20 protein-coding genes are annotated in these 19,012 nt (G+C 62.6%); 10 read left to right on the top strand and 10 right to left on the bottom strand.

What is annotated here, in order from left to right; genetic code table 11:
- The first annotated feature begins 432 nt into the window (after window positions 1-432).
- Window positions 433-1,086: an HAD family hydrolase gene (locus ACSFC7_RS20445; protein WP_436344649.1), complete on the top strand. Its 654-nt coding sequence runs from the start codon at window positions 433-435 to the stop codon at window positions 1,084-1,086.
- Between the two features lie 3 nt (window positions 1,087-1,089).
- Here the strand turns inward: ACSFC7_RS20445 and ACSFC7_RS20450 are convergent, their stop codons facing one another.
- Entirely contained in the window at window positions 1,090-1,653 is a 564-nt protein-coding gene (locus tag ACSFC7_RS20450; protein WP_436344650.1) for an SRPBCC family protein, read from the bottom strand.
- 150 nt (window positions 1,654-1,803) lie between these two features.
- Between ACSFC7_RS20450 and ACSFC7_RS20455 the strand changes: the two genes are divergently transcribed.
- Entirely contained in the window at window positions 1,804-2,826 is a 1,023-nt protein-coding gene (locus tag ACSFC7_RS20455) for an amidohydrolase family protein (RefSeq protein WP_436344651.1), read from the top strand.
- A gap of 106 nt (window positions 2,827-2,932) precedes the next feature.
- Entirely contained in the window at window positions 2,933-3,409 is a 477-nt protein-coding gene (locus ACSFC7_RS20460; RefSeq protein ID WP_436344652.1) for a universal stress protein, read from the top strand.
- Window positions 3,410-3,448: 39 nt separating this feature from the next.
- Here the strand turns inward: ACSFC7_RS20460 and ACSFC7_RS20465 are convergent, their stop codons facing one another.
- The gene (locus ACSFC7_RS20465) at window positions 3,449-4,393 is read right to left on the bottom strand and encodes a biotin--[acetyl-CoA-carboxylase] ligase (protein WP_436344653.1); all 945 of its coding nucleotides are present in this window, start codon (window positions 4,391-4,393) and stop codon (window positions 3,449-3,451) included.
- A gap of 276 nt (window positions 4,394-4,669) precedes the next feature.
- Here ACSFC7_RS20465 and ACSFC7_RS20470 point away from each other — a divergent pair, with 276 nt between their 5' ends.
- On the top strand, window positions 4,670-4,840 hold the full coding sequence (locus ACSFC7_RS20470; RefSeq protein WP_436344654.1) for a hypothetical protein: 171 nt from the start codon (window positions 4,670-4,672) through the stop codon (window positions 4,838-4,840).
- 24 nt (window positions 4,841-4,864) lie between these two features.
- Here the strand turns inward: ACSFC7_RS20470 and ACSFC7_RS20475 are convergent, their stop codons facing one another.
- Window positions 4,865-6,004, bottom strand: coding sequence for an acyl-CoA dehydrogenase family protein (locus tag ACSFC7_RS20475; RefSeq protein ID WP_436344655.1), 1,140 nt, complete (start codon window positions 6,002-6,004; stop codon window positions 4,865-4,867).
- Between the two features lie 185 nt (window positions 6,005-6,189).
- Between ACSFC7_RS20475 and ACSFC7_RS20480 the strand changes: the two genes are divergently transcribed.
- Complete coding sequence (locus tag ACSFC7_RS20480; RefSeq protein WP_436344656.1) at window positions 6,190-6,900, top strand: bacterio-opsin activator domain-containing protein; 711 nt, start codon at window positions 6,190-6,192, stop codon at window positions 6,898-6,900.
- A gap of 27 nt (window positions 6,901-6,927) precedes the next feature.
- Here ACSFC7_RS20480 and ACSFC7_RS20485 read toward each other — a convergent pair whose 3' ends face one another.
- Window positions 6,928-7,908: a tyrosine--tRNA ligase gene (locus ACSFC7_RS20485; RefSeq protein ID WP_436344657.1), complete on the bottom strand. Its 981-nt coding sequence runs from the start codon at window positions 7,906-7,908 to the stop codon at window positions 6,928-6,930.
- A gap of 113 nt (window positions 7,909-8,021) precedes the next feature.
- Window positions 8,022-8,309: a HalOD1 output domain-containing protein gene (locus ACSFC7_RS20490; protein WP_436344658.1), complete on the bottom strand. Its 288-nt coding sequence runs from the start codon at window positions 8,307-8,309 to the stop codon at window positions 8,022-8,024.
- A 130-nt stretch (window positions 8,310-8,439) separates the two neighbouring features.
- On the opposite strand from ACSFC7_RS20490, the gene ACSFC7_RS20495 reads away from it, so the two are divergent.
- The 3 genes from ACSFC7_RS20495 to ACSFC7_RS20505 all read left to right on the top strand — a co-directional run bounded on the left by ACSFC7_RS20495 (window position 8,440) and on the right by ACSFC7_RS20505 (window position 10,833).
- Entirely contained in the window at window positions 8,440-9,087 is a 648-nt protein-coding gene (locus ACSFC7_RS20495) for a hypothetical protein (RefSeq protein ID WP_436344659.1), read from the top strand.
- Between the two features lie 215 nt (window positions 9,088-9,302).
- Entirely contained in the window at window positions 9,303-9,905 is a 603-nt protein-coding gene (locus tag ACSFC7_RS20500) for a hypothetical protein (protein WP_436344660.1), read from the top strand.
- Between the two features lie 52 nt (window positions 9,906-9,957).
- A complete protein-coding gene (locus ACSFC7_RS20505; protein WP_436344661.1) occupies window positions 9,958-10,833 on the top strand; it encodes a DUF4870 domain-containing protein in 876 nt (291 codons plus the stop codon).
- Between the two features lie 6 nt (window positions 10,834-10,839).
- On the opposite strand, the gene ACSFC7_RS20510 is transcribed toward ACSFC7_RS20505, so the two are convergent.
- Window positions 10,840-11,616, bottom strand: coding sequence for a 4-phosphopantoate--beta-alanine ligase (locus tag ACSFC7_RS20510; RefSeq protein ID WP_436344662.1), 777 nt, complete (start codon window positions 11,614-11,616; stop codon window positions 10,840-10,842).
- Between the two features lie 193 nt (window positions 11,617-11,809).
- Between ACSFC7_RS20510 and ACSFC7_RS20515 the strand changes: the two genes are divergently transcribed.
- Window positions 11,810-12,511 (top strand): class I SAM-dependent methyltransferase, encoded by a 702-nt coding sequence (locus ACSFC7_RS20515; RefSeq protein ID WP_436344663.1) that lies wholly within the window; start codon window positions 11,810-11,812, stop codon window positions 12,509-12,511.
- Window positions 12,512-12,875: 364 nt separating this feature from the next.
- On the opposite strand, the gene ACSFC7_RS20520 is transcribed toward ACSFC7_RS20515, so the two are convergent.
- The 4 genes from ACSFC7_RS20520 to ACSFC7_RS20535 form a co-directional block, all read right to left on the bottom strand.
- Window positions 12,876-14,927, bottom strand: a complete 2,052-nt coding sequence (locus ACSFC7_RS20520) for an ATP-binding protein (protein ID WP_436344664.1) — start codon at window positions 14,925-14,927, stop codon at window positions 12,876-12,878.
- Window positions 14,928-15,259: 332 nt separating this feature from the next.
- A complete protein-coding gene (locus ACSFC7_RS20525; RefSeq protein ID WP_436344665.1) occupies window positions 15,260-16,036 on the bottom strand; it encodes an HFX_2341 family transcriptional regulator domain-containing protein in 777 nt (258 codons plus the stop codon).
- Window positions 16,037-16,094: 58 nt separating this feature from the next.
- Window positions 16,095-16,970, bottom strand: coding sequence for a DMT family transporter (locus tag ACSFC7_RS20530; RefSeq protein ID WP_436344666.1), 876 nt, complete (start codon window positions 16,968-16,970; stop codon window positions 16,095-16,097).
- A 288-nt stretch (window positions 16,971-17,258) separates the two neighbouring features.
- Complete coding sequence (locus ACSFC7_RS20535) at window positions 17,259-17,906, bottom strand: helix-turn-helix domain-containing protein (RefSeq protein WP_436344667.1); 648 nt, start codon at window positions 17,904-17,906, stop codon at window positions 17,259-17,261.
- An 83-nt stretch (window positions 17,907-17,989) separates the two neighbouring features.
- Here ACSFC7_RS20535 and ACSFC7_RS20540 point away from each other — a divergent pair, with 83 nt between their 5' ends.
- The gene (locus ACSFC7_RS20540; RefSeq protein ID WP_436344668.1) at window positions 17,990-18,940 is read left to right on the top strand and encodes a hypothetical protein; all 951 of its coding nucleotides are present in this window, start codon (window positions 17,990-17,992) and stop codon (window positions 18,938-18,940) included.
- The last annotated feature ends 72 nt before the right edge of the window (window positions 18,941-19,012 follow it).

The following is a 19,012-nucleotide window of genomic DNA, read 5'->3' on the forward strand; positions in this document are numbered from 1 at the left end:
AATCCATCGCCGGTGCTGGCCGCCCGTCCGTACTTGAACCTGCGGACCGATCACCGACGATACTCGAAAAACGGTGGCGCGCTCGAACGCGGAATTCGAGTGACGGTTGCTACTTCGGTTCGAGTTCGAAACTCCCCCGTTCACGAACGTCGAGTTCGCCACACTCCGGGCATCGTTCGTCTGCCGTGTCGAAGACGTGTCCACACGACGGACACTGATATTCGACGCCTCCAGTACCGATCGGCAGCGTTTCGCTGAGTCGCTCGAGAAGGCTCACAGTGACGGTAGTAGCGAACCGCGCCAAGTGAGCGGCGAGGTTGCATATGCACCGTGATCGGTGAGCGAGTTCCCCGCCCCGACGGAACGCTCACGAGGGACGGACGGCGAGCACAACGCCGAAATCCTCTCGGTTCCTACGTACGGACGAAATCGATGGCTACGGAATACGACGCGGTCGTCTTCGACAACGACGGCGTACTGACGACACCGACGGATCGAGCGGTACTGGTCGACGCGATGCACGACGCCTTCGCGGACGTGGGCGTGACCGACCCGCCGGACGACCACGTTCGCACGCTGATGGGACCGAACGTCGACTCGCTGCACGATATTTCTGACGCATACGACGTGGATCCGCACGACCTCTGGACGGCGCGAGAATACGCGGCGATCGAGGCCCAACTCGAGGAGATCGAGGCCGGCCGAAAGCGCCTCTACGACGATATCGACACGCTCGCGGACCTCGAGGTCGCCACGGCCATCGTCAGTAACAATCAACACGAGACGATCGGCAATATCGTCGACCACTACGACCTCGACTGGTTCGACAGCTGGTACGGCCGCGAGCCGACCGTTCAGGGGATCGATCGCAAGAAGCCGACGCCGTACTATCTCGACCTCGCGCTCGAGGAACTCGAGACCGAGAACGCGCTGTACGTGGGTGACAGCTGGGTGGATATCCAGGCGGCCGAGGCGGCCGGAATCGACGTGGCCTTCATCCGCCGAGCGCACCGCGAGGGGTACGAACTCGAGCGAGCGCCGACGTACGAGATCGGGGGACTCGACGCGATTCCGGAACTGGTGTGAGCGTTACTCCGTCACTTCGATCCGCGCCTCCGCGCGCTTCTTGACGGCGGCGTTCATCGCCGCGAACCCGGCCTCGAGCGACTCCTGGTCGAGCAGCAGCGGCACGAGCACGCCGCGGAACGTCTCGCGATGGAGGAGTCGCGTTCGCCCCGCTCCGCTCGACTCACCACCGTCGGAGTCCGACTCCGACGTGGATCGCGATCCTTCGGATCGCTCACTCCCGGAAGAGCCGCCGTCTTCCGTCGTTCGCCTCGCTTCACTCGGCTCACCGCCGTCGATCGGCTCGAGGTGGAGTTCGTGGTAGCCGTCGAAGGCGAAGGGGACCACTAGTCGGCCGAGCCACGCCAGCCGGCGGTTCTCCTCGACGGCGACGACCTCCGGCTTGAACGTCATCCCGCGAGAGTTCGGCGGATCGATCCGCACTCGGAGCCGTTCGCCTTCGCGGGGGATCCCTTCGATCGTCCGGACGAACGGGTTCCACTCGGGGTAGCTCTCGAACTCGAGGAGGACGTCCCAGACGACCTCGGGCGGGGCGTCGATCTCTTCGAACACTTCGATTTGGTTCATGCTAGCACGGATGTACTCGAGTGATATGCCTGTGTTGCCGACGCAGTCCGGTACGCGAGAGCCGTGTCGGTCGAACGACGGTGCTGTCGCGAAATCGGCGCCATCGCTCGACCCCGAATCGTTGAAGGCACGCAGGGCGAACACAGTGGTATGGAACGAACGGGGACGATCCTCCGGGGACGCGGATTCGAGCCCGTCGAAGGGCGAATCGTGATCGACGACGACGGTCGGATCGAGGCGATCGAGGAAACGTCGGTCGACGGCTCGGATATCATCCTCCCGGCGTTCGTCAACGCCCACACGCACATCGGCGACTCGATCGCGAAGGAAGCGGGACGCGGACTCTCGCTCGAGGAACTGGTCGCGCCGCCGGACGGGCTGAAACACCGGCTGCTCCGGCAGGCCTCGCGCGACGAACTCGTCGGCGCGATGGAGCGGTCGTTGCAGTTCATGCGGGCGGGCGGCACCGCGGCCTGTCTCGACTTCCGCGAGGGCGGCGTCGAGGGAGTCGAGATGCTCGAGGCCGCAGCCGACGGCCTCGAGATCGACGCGCTCTCGTTCGCTCGGGGATCGATCGACGCGATGCGCGCGGGCGACGGGTTCGGCGCGAGCGGAGCCAACGACGCCGAGTTCGGCGAGGAGCGGGCGGCGACGCGCGAGGCGGGCAAACCCTTCGGCATCCACGCGGGTGAGGTCGACGCGAGCGACATCCACCCCGCGCTGGATCTCGAGCCCGAGTTTCTGGTCCACGTCGTCCACCCCGAATCGGATCACCTCGAGCGGATCGCCGAGCAGCAGGTACCGATCGCCGTCTGTCCTCGATCGAATCTCGTGACGGACGTCGGCCTCTCGCCGTACGCGGAACTGAACGAGCGGACGACGCTCGCGCTCGGGACGGACAACGTGATGCTCAACTCCCCGTCGATGTTCCGGGAGATGGAGTTCCTCGCCAAACTCTCGGACCTACCGGCCGACGAGATCCTCCGGATGGCGACCGTCAACGGGGCAGAGATCGCCGGCCTCGAGTACGGACTGGTCGAACCCGGCCGAAAAGCGCGATTGGTAGTACTCGACGGCGACTCGCACAATCTCGCGGGCGCTCGTGACCCCGTCCGGGCCGTCGTCCGTCGTGCCGGCGTCGACGACGTGCGCGAAGTCGTCCTCGAAGCCTGAACGCGCCGGTCATCGCCGCGCTCGAGTTTCTCCGTCTTCGGCAAACAAGTCAGCGACACCACAACAACGTTATTATATCACAGGGTGATATACGTTCACACGTAGCATGTACGACTGCATCCTCGTCCCGACCGACGGGTCACCGGAGGTCGAGCGTGCCCTCGAGTACGCGTTCGACCTGGCACAGGCCCACGACGCAACGGTTCGGGCGATCTACGTCGTCAACGTGGCCGGCTACGGCAGCCTGCCCATGGAAACTGCACTGGAAGGCATCAGCGGCGCGCTTCGCGAGGAGGGCGAGGCGGCCGTCCAGCGGGTCGAAGAACTCGCACCGGCCGACGTCGAGGTCGAAACGAGGGTGCTCGAGGGATCGCCGAGTCGCGTCATCGTCGAGCACGCCCACCCGAACGAGTGCGAACTCATCGTCATGGGAACCCACGGCCGCGGCGGGATCGATCGACTCCTGCTCGGCAGCGTCACGGAACGCGTCGTCCGTCACGCGCCGGTTCCGGTGCTGACCGTTCGGGTCGATCAATCGACGGTCGACGACGGGACGGAGCGAAAACAGGTCGCCGTCGAGTGATCGAAACGGGTCCGTCGGGTCGGGGTCCTCACCGAATCGTCAGACCGGTCGTAAGTGCTCACAGTCGCCCGCCGAGACCGTCTCCCGCCCGTCCTCGGTCTCGACGACGAGCGCGCCGGCGTCGGTGACCGCGACGGCCTCGCCGACGAGTTCGCCCGTTGCTCGATCGACTCGCACCCGTTGGCCCAGCGTCAGCGCCAGGTCGCGCCACGCCGGGACGACGGCCTCGAGATCGGTTCGGTAGCGGTCGAACTCCTCGAGCACCCGCTGGACGAATCGCCGCCGATCGACGTCGCCCGCCTCGTCGCGGACGCTCGTGGCCCCCTCGGGCAGCGCGTCGGCGTCGATGTTCGCGTTGACGCCGATACCGACGGCGATCCAGTCCACCCGGTCCATCTGGCCTTCCATCTCCGTGAGAATTCCCGCCAGCTTTCGGTAGTCGCCGTCCTCGCCGACCGGGACGACCACGTCGTTGGGCCACTTGATCCGCGCATCGACGCCGGCCTCGCGGGCCGCCCGCGCCGTCGCGACCGACGCGGCGAGCGTGTACAGCGGCGCCTGCGCGGGCGCGATGTCGGGCCGCGTGACGAGACTCAGCCAGACGCCGCCCGACGGGGCCGACCACTCGCGCTCGAGTCGACCTCGGCCACCCGTCTGTTCGTCCGCGAGCACGGCCACGTCCGCGGCTCCCTCCGAGGCCAACTCGCGTGCGCGGTCGTTCGTGCTCCCGATCGAGTCGTGGTACTCGATCGAAAACGGAGCCTCGAGTTCGTACTCCACGGCCGGGGCGTTGTACGCCGTCACCGCCGCCAGTTCGTAGCCCGTCGGTCCGCTCTCGATCTCGAAGCCGGCGTCGCGGAGCGCGTCGATGTGTTTCCAGACCGCCGCCCGCGAGACGTCGAGCGACTCGGCCAGTTGCGGTCCCGACACCGGCCCCTCCGCGAGCGCCTCGAGGATCGTCCGCCGCGTCTCGTTCGTGGTCATGGGATCGAGAGGGGCGCGCTCGCACTTGAATCGGCGGGATCTCCGTACGGTTCACCACCCCGGAATTGCGATGTTCTTCGACGACGAGGAGACGGCACCGTGGCCCGCGTTCGTCCTAGTCGTCGCTTTGATGGCCATCGGTTGGGCCGGAAAACGGCTCCTGTCGATGGCGTAATTCGACCGTCAGACGCCGCGACCGTTCGGTCCGCTGGCTGATCCGTAGACTTTTCCTCGTCGTTCGCGGAGCTACGGATGTGGGGTGAGGTAGCAATACCCATGAAACTCGGACGACGCTGCACGACCTGCGAACGACGCATCGAGGAGACGGAGATCGAGGTCTGTGAGACGTGTGGCCGGGAGGTCCACGAACCGTGTGACGAATACAGGACCACCTTCGAGTGCCGCGACTGCGGGGACGAGACGGCGATCGGTGCCGTCGAGTTCTAAGAGATTTTTTCGCGGATTCGGGAGCTACAGCAACTGGTCGGCGATGATATTCTTCTGGATCTCGCTCGTGCCGTCGTAGATCTTCGTAACCCGAGCGTCCCGGTAGAACCGTTCGACCGGGTGGTCGGTGACGTAGCCCGCTCCCCCGTGGACCTGCAGCGCCTCGTCGGTCACCTCGACCGCACGCTCGCTCGCGAACAGTTTCGCCATCGCGGCGAGTTTCGTGGCCCGGCCGCCGTCGCCCGACTCGAGGCTCGCCGCCGCCCGATAGGCCAGTGACCGACCGGCCTCCACGTTCGTCGCCATCTCGGCGAGTTTGTGCCGAATCGCCTGGAACTCCGAAATCCGCTGGTCGAACTGCTCGCGTTCGTCGGCGTACGAGATCGCTTCCTCGAGTGCGGCCTGAGCCACACCAGTGGCCTGGGCGGCGACGTCGACTCGAGCGGGCGCGAAGAACTCCATCAGCTGGTAGAACCCCCGATCCACCTCGCCGACGACGTTGGCGTCGGGCACGCGGACATCATCGAGACCGATCTCCGCGGTGTCCTGCGCTTTGATTCCCAGTTTGTTCGTGATCCGCGTCGCCTCGTAGCCGTCGACGTCGGTCGGCGTGAGAAACGCGGTGATGCCGCCGTGGCCCTGCTCCGGCGAGGTCTTGGCCATGATGATCGTCACGTCCGCCACGGTGCCGTTCGTGATCCACATCTTCCGGCCGTCGATGACCCATTCATCGCCCTCCTTCTCCGCTCGGGTCTCCATCCCCGCCACGTTCGAGCCGTGTGCGGGTTCCGAGATCCCGGTCGCGATCGAGGTCTCGCCGGCCGTAATCCGGGGCAGCCACTCCTCGCACATCCACTCGTCGCCGTACTCGAGGAGCATGCCGGTCCCGAAGTCGGCCGCGGCGATCGAGCCGCCGACGCCGGGATCGGCGCGCCACAGCTGCTCGGTGACGATCGCCGTCGAGATCGCGTCCATCCCGGCTCCGCCGTACGCCTCGGGGACGTGTGGCGCGACGAGATCGAGTTCGGCGGCGTCCGAGAGGAGGTCGGCGGGATACCGCTGCTCGGCCTCGTACTCCGCCGCGACCGGCCGGATCTCTTCGGACCCGAACTCGCGGACCGCATCCCGAATCGCTTCCTGTTCCGGCGTGAGATGAAACGGCATAGGACGATACTCGAGGCCGAGAATCGTCAACCCATCGGCGAGTAGCAAGCGGGACGGTCGGTTTGGAGAGACTATCAATCGCGAGGCCATCGATTCGGCGGGGGAAAACGGCGTATCGAATCGGAAGCGGTAACGCTTGCCATGGAAGGGGAAACGGAGCAGTGCCGTGCCGACGAAACTAGCGCATGGAACGCGGCGCCCGTCGGGAGAAGGACGCTGTCGAGGTCGAGTTTCGCGTCTGCGATCCGTCGTACCCGTTCGTCGGCGCGTCGCGGGCCGAGAGCTGTCGGCTGAACCTCGAAGTCGTATTTCCGCACTCGGACGAGGGGGTCGTCGAGTACTTCACCGTCGATAGCGGCTCGCCGGAGCGAGTTCTGGACGCGATCGACGGTACCGACGGTGTCGACGCGGACCTCGTCGCACGCCACGACGATGGCGGTCGAGTGCAGCTCCGCGTCCGCGAACGCTGCGTCGCGATCACGCTCGTCGAGTTCGGGGCGATCCCGCGGGTCGTCGAGGCGGAGGACGGCGACGGTCGCGTCGTCGCGGAAGTCGCCTCGCGGGCCGATGCCGCCAGGCTCGTCGACCGATTCGAACGGGAGCATCCGACGGTGACCCTCGAGGACTGTCGCGGCCAGCGGCGATCGACGCCGCTCTTTACGCATCACGATTTCAAACAGACCGCCGTCGAGACGCTCACCGACCGGCAGCGAGAGGTGTTCCTGACGGCCTACATGAACGGCTACTACGACTGGCCGCGAAAACACGAGGCGAGCAAACTCGCCAACAAACTGGATATCTCGCCGGCGACCTTCTCACAGCATCTGCGGACCGCCGAAGGGAAACTGTTCCATACGCTTCTCGGTACCGACGACGAGCGTATTTTCGTCGAGTGAGTTCGACGCTCGAGGGGCGTCTTACGGTTACGATCTGATCTCGCGCAGCTTCTCCCGGCCCGGCGCGATCAGTTCGTCGAGGTAGCTCGCCAGCGTCCCCTTCGCGTCGGCGGGGTGGAGTTCGCCGGACTCGAGGTCCGCGGCCAGGTCCTCGTAGACCTCGTAGGTCAGATCGCCGCCGTACTTCTCGGGCCGCTCGACGACGACCTCGTCGAAGCGCGGGAAGACGTGGTACTCGAACAGTTCGAGGACGGGGTTCTCGAGGTCGCCCTCGGGGTCTCGGGTCGGCGGGCAGAACGCCGAGTTGACTTTGTCTTCGAGGTCCGCCGTCGAGTCCTCCATCGAAATGGTGACACCCTCGCTCGAGGACATCTTCCCCTCGCCGCTGGTGAGGTCGGCGACGATGGGGGTGTGGAGGGCGGGCCGCACGTCGTAGCCGACTTCGGGCAGCTTCTCGCGGGCGATCATGTGGACCTTGCGCTGGTCTAAGCCGCCGACCGCCAGATCGAGGTCGAGGTACTCGATATCCAGCGTCTGCATGAGCGGGTAGACGAGGTGGCTCACCTTGGCCGTCTCGCCGCCCTGAATCTCGGCCATCGCGCGCTGGGCGCGGTTCATCGTCGTCGACAGCTCGAGTTGGTGGAGATCGAGGGTGTACTCCTCGTCGAGCTGGAACTCGGAGCCGTAGACGAACTCGGTGTTCTCCTCGTCGAGACCGTAGGCGACGAACTGGGCTTTCATCTGCTCGGCGGTGTCGCGGATCTCCTCGAACGTGCCCTTCCCGTTGAGGTAGGCGTGGACGTCCGCGAGGAGCACGACGATCTCCATCCCCGCGTCCTGCAGGTCGATGAGTTTGTTCGCCGTCAGCAGGTGGCCCAGATGAAGCACGCCGGAGGGCTCGTAGCCGACGTAGGCGCGCTTGCCCGCGGGATCGTCCGCGAGTTCGCGCACCTCCTCGTCGGTGACGACCTCCTCGGCGTTTCGCATAATCAGATCGTACGTGTCCATGTGTGGAGTGAAACCGGAGGAGGAATTTATACCCGATGAATCGTCCGGGCCGTCGCTGACCCGTCCTGCTCAGAGCGACATCCCCGATTCTTCACGGTTCCGCCTCCGATCTGTCACGCCGTTTCGTCCCGAAACACGGCCGTCCCGTCCTGCTCGACGTGGATCCGATACCCCTGATAGGTGAACTCGAGTTCCGCGTCGGCGGTGCCGGACGGCGGGGAAGAAAAGAGCGCGTCGACGACGTCGTCGATACTGTTGTAGATCGGGTCGAGTTCGGTTTCGGGAACGCTCTCGAGGTCAGCGACGATTTCGACGAGCCGAATCTCCGGCGATTCCTGCGTCGTATCGAGATCCAGACTGGCAACAACGTCGTCGTCCGGCGGATCGATCCACTCGGTCATCGGTACCCCAACCGAGTACAGCGATGGGTGTAACAGTTGTACCGGCGGTGGCATGGCCGCGTCTCGATCGGTCGGTCGCGTCGCGTATGCCTGCCGAACACCCTTTGGGGTGACGCTCGTACCGCCCCCGATGGGTTTCACGGAGGACTTCGTCAACGGCTTTCGTCGGAGTCTGTGGCCGCAGATCCACTACCTCGTATCGGGACGGTTCGACGGCTACGCCGTCAGCCACACCACGGCGGACGAGTACGTACTGACGACCCACTGCTCGGAGAACCGGATCGAGGAGATCCTGGAGGAACTCGGCTTCTCGCGCAATCCGATCTCGTCGCTGAAGGTTCGCACGGACGGGAACACCTCGGAGGGATCGTGGGTCTGGCGGGCGTCGCCGCTGGCCGACATGCAACTGCACATCGTCCTTCACGCGGTCGAGAACGCCGAGAAGGTCGACGTCTACGCCCACTGGGAGTGCTCGTGGATCCGCCATCCCTACAAACACTACGTCGCCCGCGGCTACGACGCCGAGAAGGGCGTCGAGTTGGCTCGCCGCTGGCTCATCAACTACGACGAGGAGTGCCTCAACGGCTCCGACGGCATCGACTACGAGGTCGACGACTCGCTGTCGCGCAAGGCCAGCGAGTATCTCTCGGTCTCGTACTATCAGGTCGAAGAAGCGGTCGCAAGCGCCAGATATCGGCTGCCGTACGTCAACGGCTCGCTCGAGATCGACCGGGAGGGTGAACGGGACGGCGTGTCGCCACGGGTCGTCGACCGTTGAGGGAAAGGGAACTACACGAGTACTGTAATCGACCGTCGGGAGGCCGCAGTGAACTATCGTAGCCACTGAAAGTCAATGCACACCTGATCGCAGGACGGCGTTGCGATCAGTGTGTAAATCGTTTCAGTTGTTACGATAGTTATTGCCATTTGGCGGCCGCCAAATCCGAATATGGGTTTATATCCCCAAAGCAGAATGCGCTAGGACAGAGGCAAATGGCTTCCCTCCCGCCCTGGATCGACACCCGGATCGACGACGACCTGAACAAGAAGCTAACCCAGCGACACGTCGTCGAAACGATGCTCGCAGCGGACCGGCCGTACTTTTCGGCCGAACAGATCCGTGCCCGGGTGCGCCCGGACGTGAGCAAAGAGACCGTCCGGCTCCGGTTGAACGAACTCCTCGAGATCGACGTCATCGCCGCGGAGACGTACCCGGAATCGATCACGCTGTACTACGTCAACCACCCGGAGTCGGCGTGGCCGCTGAGTCCCGAAGGGAAAGCCGCCCTCACCTACGAGACGCCGCTGGATACCCTCTCGGTCAGCGATTTCGTCCGCCTTCGGAACCCGGCGGGGATCAGAACCCTGGTCCTCGCGGGCTTTCAACTGAGTCTGGTCCTCTTTGCGGTGGGGATCGTCGCCCCGCTACTCGCGAGCGATCCGATCGTCCAGAGTTCGAACGGCTACTGGGAAGCGGCTGGAAATCTCTTCGCCGTCTGTTTCGGTATCCTGATCCTCGAGCGGCTCGCCCGCAAACTTCGGACCGACGGTGTGCTCGCCGGGGGCGTGCGCTCTGGGCGAGCAGACTCGAACTGAACGCGACCGTGCTGACGCAACTCACTGACTGACTACAGAACACGACGCACACATGTCTAACGAACACGATCACACGACGACGGCATCGACATCGACGACGCAACCAGGACCGGCTCTCCTCGAGGAGCGGACGCTCGCGGGCATCTTCGTCCACTTTCTCGGGCTAGGAACGGGATTCGTCCTCCCGGCGCTCGTCTATCTGGTCGCCGAGCACGAGTTCACGCGCGAGAACGCCCGGAACGCGTTCAACTGGCAGGTGATCGTAACGGGCGTCTTCGCCACGCTCTTCGGTCTCCTCGCAGCCGCGATCGCAATCGATTCGACGTTCCCAGAGCGTTCGCCCCTCCAGTACCTCGCGATGGTGTTCTTGCTCGTCTCTGGGATAGGGTTGTTCGCGTCCATGTTCGTCTTTCTGGCGAATTTCGCATTCGGGCTGATCGCGATGGGGAAAGCGATCTTCGGGAGCACGTGGTCGTACCCGCTCGCACCTGATTTCGTCGGCTGGCTCGCCTCGAGGGTCGGCAGTGACATCGGCTGGTGGAAACTGCTCGTTCCCCACGCCCTCGTCGCGCCGGCTGCGGGGGCGTATCTCGGCTGGTTGGTTCTCGAGCCGGGGGCAGAAAGCGACGCGATGTTCTTCGCCGGGTTCGGCCTCGTACTGGCACTTCTTCTCACGTCAGCGCTCACGCCGGGCGTGCTCGTCCGGGATATGCGAGCCGTCGCGAAAACCAGCGCGTCGTGGCGACCGAGTTGGCTCACGTACGTCGTCGGTCCGGCGGTACTCGCCGCGCTCACGTACGTCGTGGCAGCGCTGCAGTTCAACTCGGTAAACCCGGCCGGCGATGCGATCTACGGCTTCGCGGGCGCGCTCTGGCTCGCCGTGATCATCTACCTGATCAGACGATATCGGCAGGTTAACTCACTGTAACAGGTGCTACAGTCCGTTTCGAATCCGTTCTTCCGCATCCTCGAGCGCCTGCTCCCGATCGAACGCCTCGATAATCTCGTGCAGTTCGTCCGTCTTAGCATCGGCCAACTCCCGCGCGTGGGCGGTCATATTTGGCACGGCGCGGATGATGTTGTCCACGATCGGCACCTCGGCGACCTGTGGCGACCGCGAGAGCGGGTTCAGGTCGATCACGATCTCGGTCTTCCCCATCTCGTTCAGCGCCTCCGCACGGTCGCCGTCCTCGAGGGGGACGAGCACGACGTCAGCGGCATAAATTCCGTCCTCGTCGACCTTCGCCCGCTGGTGGTCGAGGTTCGGAATCCGTGCGTCGGCCTCGAGGCCCTTGACGTCCTCGGCGCCGTACTCGCGCAGGTGATCCGCGATGGCCTCGATCCGCTCGGGCGTGCGATTGAAGAGGTTGACCTCGAGGTCGGCGCCGGTCGCCGCGGCCAGATCGGCCATCTCGCCCGGAACCAGCGCGGCGACGTTGCCGTTGATCGAGAGCACGGGATGATCGGCTAACAGGAGGTGAGCCGCGGCCGCCCGCTCGGCCGCGTCCGCGCTGGGAATCGTCTCCTCGCCTAGCAGATAGTCGAACGCGCTTCCTCGGCCTTCGGCGTGCATCCCCTGCAGGTGGGTGATCCCCTTCTCGACACCCTTCTCGATCCGGTGGCGGGTGAGCAGGTCCTGATATCTGGGATGGTCCTCCGGAATCTCCTCTTCGTGTTCGACGTCGGCGGAGACGGTGTCGTAATCGGTCACGATCGATCACTGGTTTCGGTCGATAAAAAACAGACCGATCCGCCGAATACTCGCGGATCGGTCAGGAATCGTCGGTTCGATCGGACCGGGCGGAGTCCGTACCGACGGATCGACTCTCGTTCGTCGGTTCCACGCATAAAGACGCGATATGTTTCGCGTTAAATTACTCACCCGTCTACCGCCATTTTCGAGTATGGCCACGGACCCTCGAGATCGAGAACCGACGCCGGCGAACGCTACCTCAAGCATCGACGACGAGCACGCCGACCACCTCGAGCGCAGTCGCACCGTCTGGGATCGGTGGAGCGACTGGTACGAGATGAGCGAGAGCGACTTCGAACCGATGCGCGAGGCAGCCATCGACCGACTGGCTCTTCAGCCGGGTGACCGCGTCCTAGAGGTCGGCTGCGGACCGGGCGTCAACTTCGAGCGGATCCGCAACGACATCGGCGAGTCCGGAGAACTCGTCGCCGTCGATTACAGCCCGGAGATGATCGCGAACGCGCGGGAGCGGATCGACTCGCACGGGTGGGAGAACGTCGAGGTCCGGCGTGCCGACGCGACGACGGTCGCGTTCGACGAACCGTTCGATGCGGCGCTCGCGACGCTGTCCCTGAGCGTGATGCCCGACGTCCCTCGTGCGATCGAGACCGTCTACCGGTCGCTGGTCCCAGACTCGACGTTCGTCGTCTTCGACGTCAGACCGTTTCCCGACGGGCCCGCTCGAGTCCTGAATCCGTTCGTCTGGCGCTTCCTGCGCTGGTACGCGAACTGGAACCCCGATGAAGACGTCGTGGAGTCGCTCGATACCGTCTTCGATGCGAGCGAGATCGTCGACACCTATACTCGCGGGACCACGTACACCGTCGTCTGTGAGAAAGGCGACGCGGACTGACCGAACCGGCTCTATCGAATTCCTCAGAGGGCGATCTGTGTCCCACCCTCTACGGTAAGTATAGACGAAGGCGTTACCGGATCGTGCATCTACCACTCTGATGGCTGCCAGAAACGGCGTGCTGAATACAGCGGTTGCAACAGGCGGCCGTCGCTCGTTTCATACCTAGAGGTAGAAACAACCGTTGGGAAGGTGTGCGTCCCGAACAGGAAATTCACCGTAGTTGGCTGCGAACGGCCCGCGCTCCCGTTTGATCTGCTCGCGGAGTTCTAGCCCGGACTCGTCGGGCGGTATCGCCACGTCAAATCCGCGTTCCACCATCGCTATGATTATCCTCGACCAAGAGAATCTGGATTCCCTCCTCCTATGCCGTTCCCTTCTCAATACTGTCAGGAACCGTGAAGAAGAACGTTGTTCCCTCGTCAGGGTCGGACTCGACCCAGATACGGCCATCATGCGTCGTCACAATGCGTTTGCAGATGGCGAGACCGATACCAGTTCCCCCGTACTCGTCAGGAGTGTGGAGGCGATTGAATACATCGAAGATGTCGTCCGTCTTCTCCGGGTCTATCCCGATCCCATCGTCGCGAACCGAAAACATCCACTCGCCGTCCCGTTGCTCGGCGGAGACGTGGACGGTCGGTGGACCATCGCCCGCATACGTGATGGCGTTATCGAGGAGATTCTGGAAGAGCTGAATGAGTAAGCGTTCATCGCCGCTCACAGTGGGCAGTTCATCCGACGTGATGGTGGCATCACTTTCGTCAATTGCCATCTGGAGATTCTCCATCGCCTCCGCAAGGACCGTCTCGCAGTCAATCGGCTCAAAGTTCTCCTCGTGGGTATGTAGCCGTGAATATTCGAGTAACGCATCAACCATTTCCCGCATACGGTCCGCGCCATCGACAGCGAACTCGATAAACTCTTTTGCGTCAGCATCGAGGTCGTTTCCGTAGCGATTTTCGAGTAGCTGGAGGTAGCTAGAGACCATTCGTAACGGCTCCTGGAGGTCGTGGGAGGCGGCGTGGGCAAATCGCTTGAGTTCTGTGTTTGAGCGTTTCAGTTGGGCGTTGGCTTGTTCGAGTTCCCGCTCGTACTCTTTGCGCTCGGTGATGTCGCTCGCCATACCGATCCACTCGACGATGTCACCGTCCTCATCCAGCATCGGTACCGCACGCGAGAACGTCCAGCCCAGGCTACCATCGACCTGCTCTACCTGATGTTCCAGTTCGAAGATGCTCTTGGTCCGGATCGCTTCGTCGATAGCCTCCGTGACGCGCTCCTGATCGTCCGGATGAATGTATCTATCGAGCCAATCACTGGTCGATTCGCGTGTATCGGCGATGAACTCCTTGCCTTCGAGGTGGTGCATTTCGCTCCAATCGGGGCTCATGCGATACACGACATCCGAGCTAGCGGCGACCAGCGCTCGGAATCGCTCCTCGCTCTCCTGAAGCGCCTCTTCAGCCTCCTTGCGCTCGGTGATATCGCGCGTCGTCCCGGCGACGGCTTCGACTTCTCCCTCGTCGTTTAGTACCGGTGCAAAGATGTAGTCGTAGATTCGGCGGCCGCGCTCAGCATGTTGGAACGCTACCTCGCCGCGGATTGGTTCTTTTGTCTCCAGGACTTGGTCGATCTCGCGTTCGTGCATCTCCGCGTGCCACGGCTCGTAGCCATTTTCTCGCAGAGTTTTCCCTATGGATTCTTCAAAGGTTTGGCCCCACATTTCCAGCAGTGCATCGTTAGCGAATATGAAGCGGTAGTCGAGGTCGAACGCGTAGACAAGATCGGGAGTACTGGAGATGATGGTCTCGTAAAGCCGTCGCTCCTGTTCGGACTCGACGGTCACTCTCGTCATCTCCGCCTCCGCTTCCTTGCGCTCGGTGCTATCAGTATTCGCGGGCGACTCCGCATTTTCGAAGGCGTACGCGATTGTTACCCCTAACTCTGCGACCGATTCTCGCTCAGCCGTACCAAATCCTTGCGAGCGGTTGGAAGCCAGATGCAAGACACCGTATAGCGTTTCTTCGTAAGCGAGGGGGATGAACGCACATGTTCGGTAGTCGTGTTTGAGGGCGTGGTCGCGCCAATCCTCGCAAGGTGGGTCGGTAACGAGATTCTGTCTGACCGTGACCTCCCGTGTGCGTACTGCCTCGTTTGACAGTTCCTGTAGGAGTGGTTCCTCCGTGGTGAGAATCCCATCGAGCGTATTCTCTGCAATCCCGGAGGAAACTGCCGGAATTATCTCCTCTTTCTCTGGATTATAGCGCCCAATCCACGCAAAGGAGTACAACTCCGACGCTGCGAACTGCTCACAAACGCGTTGTTGAATCTCATTTTCGGTGATAGCGGGAACCAACGCTCGGGTGACTTCTCCTATCACCTCGTTTATGGAGTGTCGTCCGCCAAGACTCATTGATGACCCCATAGTACTAGAATTGTTTACTCCTACCGGTTTTGGAAGTCGGGATTTTATATTTGTTGCCGAATGTATTTCAATCGAGAGCAAGAAATTCTCGTACGTTCAACGTATCAAGTGCTGAATATGCGCTTTCTATTCAGCACGATCCTCTGAACATCAGCTACAGACGATACCATCCCAGCGGTATATCCGCACACGTAGTTATCGTTCAGTACAGACAAATGAGGTAACGCGACGAGTCAAAACGTATTCTATTTCTGGTAAGCGTCTTGTGTGGGCTGTCATTCGGACTCGTGCGTTCGTCACTACTACTCCCTCCCGCTCTCTCACTCGATGAAGTGCCGAAATGCGCGGAGAACGTTTTTCCCGTCCGACGTCAGTGAGGCGAATTTCCGTCGACCCACCTTCTTGATCTCGATGTACCCGTGTTCAACGAGCGGGACGATAACGTGTCGATCCAATAGACTGTAGTACCCTTTCTGCGAAGTCGTCTCCGACTTGACAGCGAAGTCGAACTCCTGATCGATAGCGAACTCGATCAACTCTTTTTTCGGAACCCCGCGATACCGGCCGTGCGTCTCGACGGTCGTTCCCGCTTCGATGCGGGCCAAAAACTCGAGGTGTCTGTTCGATGGACGGTCGATCGGATACGTCGGGAGTTCGAACACCTCCGCGACCTCGTCGTGTAGCGGCTCGTCCGGAATCTGCTCACCATCGGGCCCGTAGTCCGGCCGCGCGTAGATCGGCGACGCTCCGGAGGCCATGCAAGCGATCATCCCGGCGATCGCGGTGATCTTGCTGCCGGCCGAGAGGTTCACGTAGACGTCGTCCATTTCGTAGTCGGTGATCGCTTCGGTAATCGTGCCGAGCGCGTCGTACAGCTCGAACAGGTCGCATTCGCGCCGATCGAGTTCGATCCGTTCGTTTTGTTCGAGCCCGTCCACCAGCGCCGAGAGAAAGGGTATCTCCCGATCGCTCTCTGCGTATTCGATGGCAACGACCACGTCCGCCTTCCAGTGCAAGATCGGTTCCTTCAGTCGGGCGTGTTCGAAGCCGAGTGGAACGATTTGTACTCGGTTTCGAACGGGAGCGTCGTTCGTCATAGTGATCTGTTCGGCCACACGTAGTAAGGAGTATCCGTTACTGTCGTCGCTGTCCCGTTCAGTCGAAGAGTTGGACGGCCATCGAACTCACCGTGACCAGCGCCAGTCCGATGAAATCGAGTCCGTCCAGCGATTCCCCGAGAAACAGCCAGCCGAGTACCGCCACCTGTACCAGCATCGTGTTATTGATGACGCTCGACTCGGTGGCGGACAGCGTTTGGAGCGTTCGGTTCCAGAGCGTGAACGCGAACGCCGTGTTCACCACCGCAAGCCAGATAACAATCGCCCAACTCTGGGGCGAGAGCGATGGCAGACCCTGGACCGCAACGCCGCTCGAAAGCAGTACCCCTGACCCGAATCCCATACTGACGGTCGTAATTGCGAGTGGAGAAAGCATTTCCTCGCGGTTGAATCGTCGTCCCAGAACGGATGAGAGTGCGTTTGCGAGGAGGCCGAACAACATAACGGCGAGACCGAGCAGGGCTGCTGTTCGAAGATCGAACGGATAAAAGTAGATGCCGACGCCGAGGAGTAGCACACTGATCCACAACCACTGTCGAACCGACGGTGGCTCGTCGAGCATCGGTACCGCAAGGAATGCGACGACAGCGGGCGTGAAACTCAAGACGAGGCTGACCGTGGCGGCGCGGAGGTACTGGAGAGCGACAAACTGAGCGCCCTGCATGACGGTATAGAGGAGAAGGCCGAGGAGTAGGAGCGGTCCGAGGTCGCGCCAGTTGAGGGTTCGAACCGTCCGATGCTGACCGCGGTACACGAACAGCGGGAGTAACACGACGGCCGCGATGGCGTAACGCAAGCCTGCGAACGTCAGCGCGGGAATCTCTTCCAGACCGATCGTGATCAAGACGTACGATGACGACCAGAGAAGTGTGACGAACAGCGCCTGTGTGACCGACCACAGGTGCTCGGACACGATGCCTGACTCGACCGGAGACCGCCGTACTACTCGTAACCACTCGATCATCGTGGAGCGCTTACGGGGCGACAAAAGTAACGATTCAGACGTTACTATCGTTACTATCACTCAACACCTGCGATGGCCGGCCCCGAAATATGCTCTACGCCGACCGTCTATGCAACCTTGAATATCCAATATCACGCTGACAGTAGCTCCAGTGATCAGTACGCACGTGTAGTGAACGTGTGTTTCACGCTAACTCACATCTGAAGCAGAGATCGATAACAGAACTACCGAACCGCCCTACGGGCCGCTATCGAGTACTCGTCCGACCGCGTTCGCTTCGCCGCGACGGACGAGTTCCGACGCCGTCGAGACGGCGCACTCGAGTTCGTCGGCGACCGCTTCGATACCGCCCTCGCGCGGAACCTCGTAGAACCCGACGTCCCGGGCGGCCTGCAGTGCGGTTGCCTGTCGATCCGACACTGCCGTGTCGGTGACCGCGATCTCCTGGCTGACCCAGCGGACGTCCAGTTGCATCCCCTCGGGAACCGCCTCCACGACGGCGGTGAGCGACGACGGATGGCCGACGACGGTCAGTCGGATCGTCCTGTCCGAGCGGATCTCGATGGGCGGGACGACCACGACGGTGTCCTGTGCGAGCGCGTTCAACAGCGACAGCCCCTCCGGCCCGAGATCCCGGCGGAGGTACAGAAAGAACCCGTCGCCGGACGGCGTGATGTCGTACTCGAGAACCGTCTCGAGGTCACACAACAGCGACTCGTAGGCCTCGGGCTCGCCGTAGACGAACGACGTGATCGTCTCGACGCCGTCGACCGTCTGTCCGCCGACGATGATCTCCCGATCGATGTCGGGCGACTCGCAGATTCCCTCGTGTAACGGTGGAATCGTCGCCGACGCGTAGCGAAGTTCGATGCGCATCGATTTCATGGCTCGAGAATGCGTCCCCGTATACTTCAATGCCCGATAACTATCGGGGGTACTGCGACGGCGCTGACGGGACGATCGTGAGTATGGATCTCCGACTGCCGCGACGGTGGCGCCAGTGGAGTTTGCTCCTCGGCGCGGTTCTCGCCGGGGCGTACTACCGACAGCGTTCTCGAACCGAGCCGTCGACCGACGAGGGGTCGGTCATCACGGAACGCCATATGACCGCGTTTCTCGTCGGTCGACGGCTCGACTCCGGGCGCGTCGAGGCGATCGAAACCGAAATCTCGCAGATGATCACCGGATGGGATCCGAGTCGGTTGCTCGGACTCGAGGACGCCGGTACGGGGTCGCTCTTCCTCGATCGAAGCGGTGTCGACCCCGAACTCCTGTGGTACGTCGAACTGCCGCGCGCCGTCGTCGACGAGTGGGCCGATCCCGAGACGAGAGTGGCGGACGCGTTTCCCATCACGCACGACGGTCTCGAGTCGGTCGACGGAACGGCCGAGCGGGGGTTGCTCGTCCACGCCGTGAATCCGGACCGACCGCGAACGATCGGCGCCGATCGACTGGTGCAGGCACCTATCGTTGAGGGCCCCGACGAAACTACTCGGACGACCGTCGACGTCGAACTGGTTCGGATGCGTCTCAAACCCGGTACCCCCGAACGGCTCGCGGACTGGTTCGCCGGACTGACGCGGCAGGTGATCGACGGCGAGCGAACGCTCGATCGAGTCCAATCCTGGAGCGCCGAGATGATCGATCTCGAGCGAATGTACACGGAATCGATCGTTCTGGAACGGGGCGAGCGATACACGCTGTACCAGTACATGGAGGCCGCGGAGATGCGGCGGGTGTACGACGCCTACTACGACACCTGGAATCCGGTCGCGCGGGCGTCGGAACTCCTGCTCGGACGACTCCTCGAGAATCCGGATCGGATCCTCGACTATCCGCCGGAAACGGAGATCCGACTCCTCGCACACGCGATCGATCCGGAGCGGCCGCGGCGGGTTCAGGAGTGCCTCGAGCGGTGAAACCAGCGGAAAACGGAAACCGACGAGACGGGAAAACGGACGGGCGATCGACGATCGGTTCGGGTCGGAACG

Origin of the sequence: Natronorubrum halobium (assembly GCF_051351675.1) — an archaeon.
Classification (GTDB): Archaea; Halobacteriota; Halobacteria; order Halobacteriales; family Natrialbaceae; genus Natronorubrum.

Excerpts from the sequence above, each read along its gene's own strand:
- ACSFC7_RS20445 (WP_436344649.1), top strand. The coding sequence starts at position 433 with ATGGCTACGGAATACGACGCGGTCGTCTTCGACAACGACGGCGTACTG.
- ACSFC7_RS20450 (WP_436344650.1), bottom strand. The coding sequence starts at position 1,653 with ATGAACCAAATCGAAGTGTTCGAAGAGATCGACGCCCCGCCCGAGGTC.
- ACSFC7_RS20455 (WP_436344651.1), top strand. The coding sequence starts at position 1,804 with ATGGAACGAACGGGGACGATCCTCCGGGGACGCGGATTCGAGCCCGTC.
- ACSFC7_RS20460 (WP_436344652.1), top strand. The coding sequence starts at position 2,933 with ATGTACGACTGCATCCTCGTCCCGACCGACGGGTCACCGGAGGTCGAG.
- ACSFC7_RS20465 (WP_436344653.1), bottom strand. The coding sequence starts at position 4,393 with ATGACCACGAACGAGACGCGGCGGACGATCCTCGAGGCGCTCGCGGAG.
- ACSFC7_RS20470 (WP_436344654.1), top strand. The coding sequence starts at position 4,670 with ATGAAACTCGGACGACGCTGCACGACCTGCGAACGACGCATCGAGGAG.
- ACSFC7_RS20475 (WP_436344655.1), bottom strand. The coding sequence starts at position 6,004 with ATGCCGTTTCATCTCACGCCGGAACAGGAAGCGATTCGGGATGCGGTC.
- ACSFC7_RS20480 (WP_436344656.1), top strand. The coding sequence starts at position 6,190 with ATGGAACGCGGCGCCCGTCGGGAGAAGGACGCTGTCGAGGTCGAGTTT.
- ACSFC7_RS20485 (WP_436344657.1), bottom strand. The coding sequence starts at position 7,908 with ATGGACACGTACGATCTGATTATGCGAAACGCCGAGGAGGTCGTCACC.
- ACSFC7_RS20490 (WP_436344658.1), bottom strand. The coding sequence starts at position 8,309 with ATGACCGAGTGGATCGATCCGCCGGACGACGACGTTGTTGCCAGTCTG.
- ACSFC7_RS20495 (WP_436344659.1), top strand. The coding sequence starts at position 8,440 with ATGGGTTTCACGGAGGACTTCGTCAACGGCTTTCGTCGGAGTCTGTGG.
- ACSFC7_RS20500 (WP_436344660.1), top strand. The coding sequence starts at position 9,303 with ATGGCTTCCCTCCCGCCCTGGATCGACACCCGGATCGACGACGACCTG.
- ACSFC7_RS20505 (WP_436344661.1), top strand. The coding sequence starts at position 9,958 with ATGTCTAACGAACACGATCACACGACGACGGCATCGACATCGACGACG.
- ACSFC7_RS20515 (WP_436344663.1), top strand. The coding sequence starts at position 11,810 with ATGGCCACGGACCCTCGAGATCGAGAACCGACGCCGGCGAACGCTACC.
- ACSFC7_RS20520 (WP_436344664.1), bottom strand. The coding sequence starts at position 14,927 with ATGAGTCTTGGCGGACGACACTCCATAAACGAGGTGATAGGAGAAGTC.
- ACSFC7_RS20525 (WP_436344665.1), bottom strand. The coding sequence starts at position 16,036 with ATGACGAACGACGCTCCCGTTCGAAACCGAGTACAAATCGTTCCACTC.
- ACSFC7_RS20535 (WP_436344667.1), bottom strand. The coding sequence starts at position 17,906 with ATGAAATCGATGCGCATCGAACTTCGCTACGCGTCGGCGACGATTCCA.
- ACSFC7_RS20540 (WP_436344668.1), top strand. The coding sequence starts at position 17,990 with ATGGATCTCCGACTGCCGCGACGGTGGCGCCAGTGGAGTTTGCTCCTC.